This window comes from Saccharomonospora halophila 8 (assembly GCF_000383775.1).
Classification (GTDB): domain Bacteria; phylum Actinomycetota; class Actinomycetes; order Mycobacteriales; family Pseudonocardiaceae; genus Saccharomonospora; species Saccharomonospora halophila.
Genome location: NZ_KB912573.1, coordinates 16,630 through 24,846 on the forward strand (window position 1 = coordinate 16,630; position 8,217 = coordinate 24,846).

8 protein-coding genes, 1 tRNA gene and 1 pseudogene are annotated in these 8,217 nt (G+C 71.4%); 7 read left to right on the forward strand and 3 right to left on the reverse strand.

Translation table 11 applies throughout. The annotated features are described in order from the left end of the window. A pseudogene (locus SACHA_RS0116475) lies at positions 1-331 on the forward strand (hypothetical protein); the annotation flags it as partial. A gap of 27 nt (positions 332-358) precedes the next feature. Here SACHA_RS0116475 and SACHA_RS0116480 read toward each other — a convergent pair. Then, positions 359-934 carry a bacterial proteasome activator family protein gene (locus SACHA_RS0116480; RefSeq protein ID WP_028663265.1) on the reverse strand — a complete coding sequence of 192 codons (576 nt, stop codon included), beginning with the start codon at positions 932-934 and terminating at the stop codon, positions 359-361. Between the two features lie 159 nt (positions 935-1,093). On the opposite strand from SACHA_RS0116480, the gene SACHA_RS0116485 reads away from it, so the two are divergent. Then, a complete protein-coding gene (locus SACHA_RS0116485) occupies positions 1,094-2,293 on the forward strand; it encodes a cysteine desulfurase-like protein (protein ID WP_019811529.1) in 1,200 nt (399 codons plus the stop codon). A 129-nt stretch (positions 2,294-2,422) separates the two neighbouring features. Here the strand turns inward: SACHA_RS0116485 and SACHA_RS0116490 are convergent, their stop codons facing one another. Then, a complete protein-coding gene (locus SACHA_RS0116490) occupies positions 2,423-3,397 on the reverse strand; it encodes an NAD(P)H-quinone oxidoreductase (RefSeq protein WP_019811531.1) in 975 nt (324 codons plus the stop codon). A 120-nt stretch (positions 3,398-3,517) separates the two neighbouring features. Between SACHA_RS0116490 and SACHA_RS0116495 the strand changes: the two genes are divergently transcribed. The 5 genes from SACHA_RS0116495 to SACHA_RS0116515 all read left to right on the forward strand — a co-directional run bounded on the left by SACHA_RS0116495 (position 3,518) and on the right by SACHA_RS0116515 (position 7,828). Then, positions 3,518-5,044, forward strand: a complete 1,527-nt coding sequence (locus SACHA_RS0116495) for a M28 family metallopeptidase (RefSeq protein ID WP_028663266.1) — start codon at positions 3,518-3,520, stop codon at positions 5,042-5,044. A gap of 675 nt (positions 5,045-5,719) precedes the next feature. Further along, positions 5,720-6,196 carry a MarR family winged helix-turn-helix transcriptional regulator gene (locus SACHA_RS0116500; RefSeq protein WP_019811535.1) on the forward strand — a complete coding sequence of 159 codons (477 nt, stop codon included), beginning with the start codon at positions 5,720-5,722 and terminating at the stop codon, positions 6,194-6,196. A gap of 21 nt (positions 6,197-6,217) precedes the next feature. Further along, positions 6,218-6,302: transfer RNA gene (locus tag SACHA_RS0116505), tRNA-Ser, on the forward strand. Positions 6,303-6,421: 119 nt separating this feature from the next. Continuing rightward, on the forward strand, positions 6,422-7,228 hold the full coding sequence (locus SACHA_RS0116510; protein WP_019811537.1) for a formate/nitrite transporter family protein: 807 nt from the start codon (positions 6,422-6,424) through the stop codon (positions 7,226-7,228). 78 nt (positions 7,229-7,306) lie between these two features. Further along, positions 7,307-7,828, forward strand: a complete 522-nt coding sequence (locus SACHA_RS0116515; protein WP_019811539.1) for a class IV adenylate cyclase — start codon at positions 7,307-7,309, stop codon at positions 7,826-7,828. Positions 7,829-7,888: 60 nt separating this feature from the next. Here the strand turns inward: SACHA_RS0116515 and SACHA_RS22660 are convergent. Further along, positions 7,889-8,217 (reverse strand): response regulator transcription factor (locus tag SACHA_RS22660; RefSeq protein WP_039739421.1); only part of this gene is annotated, 329 nt, incomplete at its 5' end.

Genomic DNA, 8,217 nt, shown 5'->3' on the forward strand with positions numbered 1-8,217 from the left:
CGTGGACGCCACCCGCGACGGCGGCGCGGACCCGACGTCCGTGGTGCGCCGGGCCCGTCCCACCGTGGTGGTCGTCCCGTCCCCCGTGCCGTCCGTGCCGCGCACGGCGCGGGGGCTCCGGGTGCACGAGGCCGTCGCCGGGTATCGACTGCTCGCCCAGGTGCGGATGCGGGAGGGCAATTGGCAGCACGTGTTCGTACTCCCCGAGTGGGCCGCCCCCGTCACCACCGCACTGGCCGACAGCCTCGGGGACGCCGGGAGCCCACGGGCGCCCGAGCGGTACGAGGTTTCCCTCGACCGTTGGTTGGACCGCGTGCTCGGCCGCCTGTGACCGTGGCCGGTCTCAGGTTCCGGCCGGTCAGAGGTACTGGCCGGTGGTCATCCCGGGGCCGTGCTGGTCAGCGCCGCCACCGCCGTGGCCGCCCTGCCCGTGGGGCAGGCCCCGCCGCATCTGTTCCAGCTGTGTGCGCGCGGCCATCTGCTGTGCGAACAGGGCCGTCTGGATGCCGTGGAAGAGCCCTTCGAGCCAACCGACGAGCTGCGCCTGCGCGACCCGCAGTTCGGCGTCCGACGGGGTGCTGTCCGCGGTGAACGGCGCCACCAGCCGCTCCAGTTCCTGCTGCAGTTCGGGTGCCAGCGCCTGCTCCAGCTCCCTGATGGAGGTCGCGTGGATCTCGCGCAGCCGGTTGCGGCTGGCCTCGTCCATCGGAGCGGCCCGCACCTCCTCCAGCAGCTGCTTGATCATCGTGCCGATCCGCATGACCTTGGCCGGTTCCTCGACCATGTCACCGACCGACTCGGACTGCTCGTTCCCCTCGCCCGGATTGATCCGCGCCGTACCCATCGGCTGCCCGTCCGGGCCCACCACGACCACGTGCTGTGACCCGTCGTCCCGGTCGCCGGCTGTGTCCCCCGGGTTCGTCGGCTCGGTCATACGCTCCATCCCTGGATCGACTCGGTACGCGCCGCCGGTCCTTCCGGCGGTCGGGTCGTCTCTCGGTGCCCTCGCCCAGAGTAGTCGGGCCCGGCCGACACCGGACCGGACAGGGCGGCCCTCGCGCCGGGCGATGTTACCCGTCCGTACGGTGTGCGCATGGCGTTCGACGTCGCCCGGATCCGAGGGTTGTACCCCGGCCTGGGTGCCGGTGGGGTCCGCCTCGACGGCTCCGCCGGGATGCTGGTTCCCGAGGACGTGGCTTCGGCGGTGTGTACGGCGATGCGCACCCCGTTCTCCGCGCCCGGCGGTGCGTTCCCCGCCTCCCGGCGGGCCGATGACCTCCTCGCCGAGGCCCGCGTCGCGGTGGCCGACCTGGCCGGTGCGCGCCCCGAGACGGTGGTGCTCGGCCCGAACGCGACCGTGCTGCTGACGCGGCTCGCGGACGCATTGGCCGACACCTGGACGCGCGGCGACGACGTCGTCCTCTCGCGGCTGGACGAGCAGGCCACCCTGGCCCCCTGGCTGCGTGCCGCGCGACGCGTGGGTGCGGACGTACGGTGGAGCGAGATCGACATCGAGACGTGCGAGCTCCCCGCTTGGCAGTACGAGGAGCTGATCGGGCCCCGGACGAAGGCGGTCGCGGTCACCGCGGCCTCCGGGGCGGTCGGCACCCGCCCCGATGTCGACACGGTCGTCGGGATCGCCCGGCGGGCGGGTGCGCTGTCCGTCGTCGACGCCACCCACGCCGCGCCGTTCGTGCCGCTGGACCTGGACCGGCTCGGGGCGGACGTGCTCGTGGTGTCCGCGCGCGCGTGGGGCGGCCCCGAGCTGTCCGCGCTGGTGTTCCGGGACGCGGAGACCCTCGAACGGGTGCCCTCGGTGGCGCTCGACCCGGCCGCTTCCGGGCCGGAACGACTCGAACTCGGGCCGCACCCGATCCCGCTGCTCGCCGGGCTCGTCACCTCGGTCGAGCACCTGGCCCGGCTCGACGACGCCGCCGCCGGATCCCGCCGTGAACGGTTGCTGACTTCGCTGGGCTCGGCGAAGTCGTACCACGCGGGGCTGCTGGCACAGCTGTCCACCGAGCTGCGGACGATGCGGCGGATCATGGTGCTCGGGGACGCGACGCGGCGGATCCCGGCGCTGGCGTTCACCGTGGCCGACCGGAAGGCGACCGAGGTCGCCCAACACCTCGCCGAGCACGCCGTGTGCGTGTTCACCGAGCAGGGCGCCGACGGTGTGTTCGCCTCGCTCGGCGTGGGCGAGGTCGGCGGCGCCCTCCGCATCGGCCTGGCGCACTACACCACCCCCACCGAGATCACCGCCCTCCTCCACGCCCTGGAAACCCTCCCCTGAGCCACCGTGGCCGGGGTGTGCCGTGAAGGCCCCCTTCCCTCCGTGTGGTGCCGTGAAGGACTCCTTCGCCGCTTCTGACGCAGTGAAGGAGTCCTTCACGGCAGAACCGCCCCGTGCCGTGGGTACGGGTCAGCGGACGGTGAGGAGCACCTTGCCGAAGACTCCGCCCGCTTCGAGGGCGCGGTGGGCCTCGGCGGCGTCGGGCATCGGCACGACCTGGTCGATCACCGGGCGCACGGTGCCCAGCTCCAGCATCGGCCACAGGTGTTCCCGGACGTCGGCGACGATGCGGGCCTTCTCCTCCGGTGGCCTCCCGCGCAGGGTGGTGCCGGCGATACTCGCCCGTTTCACCAGGAGCTTGCCGAGGTTCAGCTCGGCCTTCGTGCCGCCCTGCAACCCGATCGTCACGAGCCTGCCGCCGGTTCGGAGGGCGTCGACGTTGGCCGCGAGGTACTTCGCGCCCATGTTGTCGAGGATGACGTCGGCGCCGCCGGTCTCGGCCCGCAGCGCCTCGACGAAGTCCCGTTCCCGGTAATTGATCGCCAGGTCGGCGCCCAGTTGGCGGCAGCGGTCGGCGCGCCGGTCCGATCCGACGGTGACCGCGACGGTGGCGCCGAGCGCCTTGCCGACCTGGATGGCGTGCGTGCCGATACCGCCCGCTCCACCGTGGACGAGCAACACCTCACCCTCGGCCAGCCCGGCGTGCGAGACGACGTTCGACCACACGGTGCAGGCGACCTCGGGCAGCGCCGCCGCGGCGACCAGGTCGGTCTCCGGCGGGACGGGCAGCAGTTGCCCCGCGGGCACCGCGACCTTCTGCGCGTATCCGCCCCCGGACAGCAGTGCGCACACCTGTTCCCCCACCTGCCACCCGGTGACGTCCGGGCCGAGCTCGGCGATCGTGCCGGAGCACTCCAGGCCGAGGATCTCGCTCGCGCCCGGGGGTGGCGGGTAGTGCCCCTGCCGTTGCAGCAGGTCGGCCCGGTTCACGGCACTCGCGGCGACGTCGACGACGACCTCACCGGGGCCCGCGGTGGGGTCGGCGGCTTCGGTCCATTCGAGGTTCCCGGGCTCACCCGGTTCCCGGAGCATGATCGCGCGCATACCGCGACTCTAGGCCACCGGACGAGGCGTCGGCCGACACGTTCCTACGAACGGAGCTTGATTTTCGGGCGAGCAGGAAACAAAGTGACCGCGCATCGTAACCACGAAGGGGTATTGCGAATGTCATCTATGCGGAGCAGGTTGAGACCGGCCGTGGCGCTCGCCGCGTGCGTGGGTCTCGCGCTCACCGGCACTGCGACGGCGACCGCCGAGCCGCAGGCCAACCCGAACCTGCCGAAGCGGCTGGCCAAGCAGGTGGACGGCGACAAGTCGAATCGGCACCTGATCGCGATGCAGCGCATCGCCGAGACCAGCGGCGGCGACCGGGCCGCCGGCACCGAGGGCTACCAGCGTTCCGCCGAGTACGTGGCGGGCAAGCTGGAGCGGGCCGGCTTCGACGTGACCCGGCAGGAGTTCCCGTTCACCTACAGCGAAACGCTCGCCGAGAGCTTCTCGGTGGACGGGACCGACTACCCGGTCCGGATCATGAACTACAGCCCGTCCACCTCCGAGGGCGGCATCACGGCGCCGCTGGCGGCGATCGAGCCGGACGCCACGCCCGGCTGTGAGGCCGCCGACTTCGGCGACGTCACCGGCCAGATCGCGCTGATCAAGCGCGGCGCCTGCACGTTCGCCCAGAAGGGGCAGTCGGCCGCCGAGGCCGGTGCCGTGGGCGCCCTCGTCTACAACAACGAGCCGGGCATGGTCAACGGCACCCTCGGCGACCCGGACGCCGGTGTCATCCCGATCGGCGGCTTGACCCAGGCCGACGGCGAGGCGCTGACCGGGCTCGCGGGTACCGACGCGACGCTGGAGCTGCGTGCGCTGATGGAGGAGCGCACCACCTACAACGTCATCGCGGAGACGCGGACGGGCCGCACGGACAACGTCGTGATGGCCGGGGCCCACCTGGACAGCGCCACCGCGGGCGCGGGCATCAACGACAACGGCACCGGCTCGGCCGCGCTGCTGGAGACCGCTCTCGCGCTCGGTGGCAACGCCCGGGTGAACAACGCGGTGCGGTTCGCCTGGTGGGGTGCCGAGGAGTTCGGCCTCATCGGCTCCACCCACTACGTGAACTCGCTGAGCTTCGAGCAGGAGCTCGACATCGCGCTGTACCTGAACTTCGACATGATCGGCTCGCCGAACGCCGGGTACTTCGTCTACGACGGCGACGACTCCGACGGGGTCGGCGCGGGCCCCGGCCCGTACGGCTCGGCGCAGATCGAGGCGTCCTTCGTGGACTACCTGGAGAACTCGGTCGGCGTGCCGACCGAGGGCAGCGACTTCACCGGCCGGTCGGACTACGGTGAGTTCATCGCCCACGGCATCCCCGCGGGTGGGCTGTTCACCGGTGCTGAGGTCGTCAAGACCGAGGAGCAGGTCGCGAAGTGGGGCGGCACGGCCGGCGAGTCGTACGACCCGTGCTACCACACCGAGTGCGACGACCTGGGCAACGTCGACCGCACCGCGCTCGACCGCAACGGCGACGCGATGGCGTACGTGACCGGGAAGTACGCGCTGAGCACCGAGGAGGTCAACGGCGTCGCACCGCAGGCGCCGAAGGACTGGAAGAAGCTGGCTCAGCAGCGCGCGAGCCAGCGGGTCATGACGACCCAGGCCACGGACGGGGCGGAGAGGTCCTGATCCCGGGGCGCACACCCTGACCGGCACGGCCGGGCGGCGCGGCCCGTGCCCGCCCGGCCGTGCCGCACCGTCTCCCGGGCCTGACGCGACGTCCGGCCCGCACACGACGATCCTGGGTGCGACCCGCGCACCCAGGACCTTCCGAGGTTGTTCCGTTCTGCTTCGCGACATCCGTGTCGCGTGTCGGGGTGCGGTCGACCGGTGTCCGGGCCGACGCCTGAGACCGTGGTGCGTCACGACAGAACCGCACGGAGATCGGTCCCGACCGGCGCCGTGGGTGCGGGATGCATGCCAACGCCCGGGAAGCGCTGCCCTCTTGGCATCACGACCGGACCGGTTCCGGCCACCCCGGCCGTGGGATCACAGCGCCCACTGCGTCGCGTGGGGTCGCAGAGCCCACTTGTTCCTGGGATCACCGAGCCCACTGTGCCGCACACAGTGCCTCGGTCGACCGCGACCAGTCATCCGTCACGGCACCACCTGACCTTTCCCGGCGGGCCACAGGACCGACGGTTCCCTCGACGACTCGTCGTCTCCCGGTGAACCCGTCCGTTGCCTCCAGGTTGCTCCTTCCGGAGTAGTCCGGCAACCATTTTTGTCACCCTCGTCAGGGTCGGCGTGGAATTCTCGTCGCGGTGGCCGGAGGCGGTGGCGGACCGTCTACCGTGCGTGTCCATGGATCGGGATCCGCATGAGGTGCGCTGGCTGTCCGACGGTGAGATGTCGGCCTGGCGGAACTACATCGTGTCCACGTTGATGCTGCGGCAGTGCCTGCACCGGGAGCTCGCCGACCGGCACGAGCTGTCCCTCATCGACTACGAGGTGCTGGCCTGCCTGTCCGACGCCGACGACCGGCGGATGCGGATGAACGAACTCGCCACGATGCTGGGGTCCACCAAGAGCAGGCTCTCCCACCGGATCGCCCGCCTGGAGGAGGGCGGGTACGTCCGTCGCGGACGGCCGCCCGGCGACCGCAGGGGCGTCACCGCCGAGCTGACCGACGCCGGATTCGCCGTGCTCGCCCGGGCCGCGGCCACGCACGTGTCCGGGGTGCGGGAGCACTTCGTCGACCTGCTCACGCCCGAGGAGCAGACGGTGCTGGCCGGGGCCTTCTCCCGGGTGCTCGCACACCTGTCGGAGTCCGACGAGTGAGGCGCTACCCTGACCCGCACGGGAAGCGTGGCAGAGCGGCCGATTGCACTCGCCTTGAAAGCGAGCGACCCGAGAGGGTCCGGGGGTTCGAATCCCCCCGCTTCCGCCGCTGTTGACAGCAGGGCCGCGGGCGGCGGTGCTCCCACCACCGGGGCCCGTCGCCCGTTCTCAGCTCAACGCGTGGTTTCGCTCCGGACCGGGGTTCCGGTGGGTACAGCACGGTGGATGAGCCGACACGGACCACCGCCGGACGAGCCCCCGCCGAGTACCCCGCTGGAGCGGACCTTCAGCCAGACCCTCGCCAGTGGGTACCACCGGCTCTCCCGTCCCTGGCACACGGTGCTCGCCACCGGTCTGATGGGCGGTCTCGAGGTCGGCACCGGGGTGTTGGCGCTGCTGTACACCCTGCACGTCACCGGCAGTCATCTGCTGGCGGGCCTGGCCTTCAGCATCGGCTTCCTCGCCCTGCTCCTCGGGCAGAGCGAGTTGTTCACCGAGAACTTCCTCGTCCCGGTGACCGCGGTCGCCACCCGGCTCGCGTCCCTGGGTGCTCTGCTGCGCCTCTGGGGATTCACCCTGGTGATGAACTTGCTCGGAGGGTGGGTGGTCACCTGGCTGATCATCCGGGCGTTCCCCGGGCTGCACCGGGTCGCCGCCCGGTCCGGCAACCACTTCGCCGAACTCGGGGTGAGCCTGTCGTCGTTCTGCCTCGCCGTTCTGGCCGGATCGGCGATCACGCTGATGACCTGGATGCAGCTCGGAGCCGATTCCGAGTTCGGCCGGATCATCGCGGCGATCGCCGTGGGATTTCTGATCTCGGGAACCCAGCTGTTCCACGCGGTGCTGGACTCGTTGCTCATGTTCGCCGCGCTGCACACGCGGCTGGCCACGTTCGGCTACCTCGACTGGGCCATCCAGCTCGGGTGGGCCGCGCTCGGCAACCTGGTCGGCGGGATCGGGATGGTGACCGGCCTCCGACTCGTTCAGGTCCGCCCACTCAGACACCGGCTCAGCCAGGCCCCACCCCGGTAGGTGCCTCCGGGACAGCCGGGGGCGGACCCGCCCACCGATTCCGCCTCCGGCTGTCCGCACGAGGTCGATGATGGGGTGATGACACATCGCAACGTCGAGTTCAAGGCCCGTTGTCCCGATCCCGACCGTGTCCTGGAGCGCCTGTCCGAGCTCGGGGCGCGGTCGCAGGGCGTCGACACGCAGGAGGACGTGTACTACCGCGTTGCCCACGGCCGGCTGAAACGGCGACGGGGGACGATCGAGAACAACCTGATCCACTACCTGCGGCCGGACGGCGACGCACCCAGGCAGTCCGAGGTGCGGATGCACCCGCTGGCGGCCGAGCGTGGGCTCGACGAACTGCTCGACGCCGCGCTCACCCGGGACGTGGTGGTGCGCAAACGCCGACACATCCTCTGGATCGACAACGTCAAGTTCCACGTCGACGAGGTCGAGGGGCTCGGGTCCTTCGTGGAGGTGGAGGCCGTCGACTACGACGGGGACCTCGGCGTCGCCCAGCTGCACACGCAGTGCGCCGAATACCTGCGTCTGCTCGGCGTCGCCGATACCGACCTCGAAGCCCGCTCGTACAGTGACCTGCTCCGCGAGAACCCGTCCTGAGGGGACCCGCCCTGAGGGGACCCGCGCTGAGGGGACCCGCCCCGCGGCGGGTGAGGTCCGTCAGTCGTCCAGCAGACCCAGTTCGCGGGCCTTGCGCACGGCGGCGTTGCGCCGGTTGACGTTCAGTTTGCGCAGGATGCCCCGGATGTGCGTGCGCACGGTGTTCACCGAGACGAACATGCGCTCGGCGATCTCGGCGGTGGTGAGCAGTTCCTCCAGGCAGCCCAGCACGTCGCGCTCCCGGGCGGTGAGCGGTTGGAGAAGCTCGGGAGGCTGCTGCCCCGGACCGCCGGGGTGTCCGGCCGGGACGTCCGCGGTGCCCGGTATACCGGCGGTCCCCGATGGCAGGGGGTCCCGGCCCGCGCCCGCGGCGGTGTCCGTGCCGTGCT

Coding starts and splice junctions, on each gene's coding strand:
- SACHA_RS0116480 (WP_028663265.1), bottom strand. CDS start 934: ATGACCGAGCCGACGAACCCGGGGGACACAGCCGGCGACCGGGACGAC.
- SACHA_RS0116485 (WP_019811529.1), top strand. CDS start 1,094: ATGGCGTTCGACGTCGCCCGGATCCGAGGGTTGTACCCCGGCCTGGGT.
- SACHA_RS0116490 (WP_019811531.1), bottom strand. CDS start 3,397: ATGCGCGCGATCATGCTCCGGGAACCGGGTGAGCCCGGGAACCTCGAA.
- SACHA_RS0116495 (WP_028663266.1), top strand. CDS start 3,518: ATGTCATCTATGCGGAGCAGGTTGAGACCGGCCGTGGCGCTCGCCGCG.
- SACHA_RS0116500 (WP_019811535.1), top strand. CDS start 5,720: ATGGATCGGGATCCGCATGAGGTGCGCTGGCTGTCCGACGGTGAGATG.
- SACHA_RS0116510 (WP_019811537.1), top strand. CDS start 6,422: ATGAGCCGACACGGACCACCGCCGGACGAGCCCCCGCCGAGTACCCCG.
- SACHA_RS0116515 (WP_019811539.1), top strand. CDS start 7,307: ATGACACATCGCAACGTCGAGTTCAAGGCCCGTTGTCCCGATCCCGAC.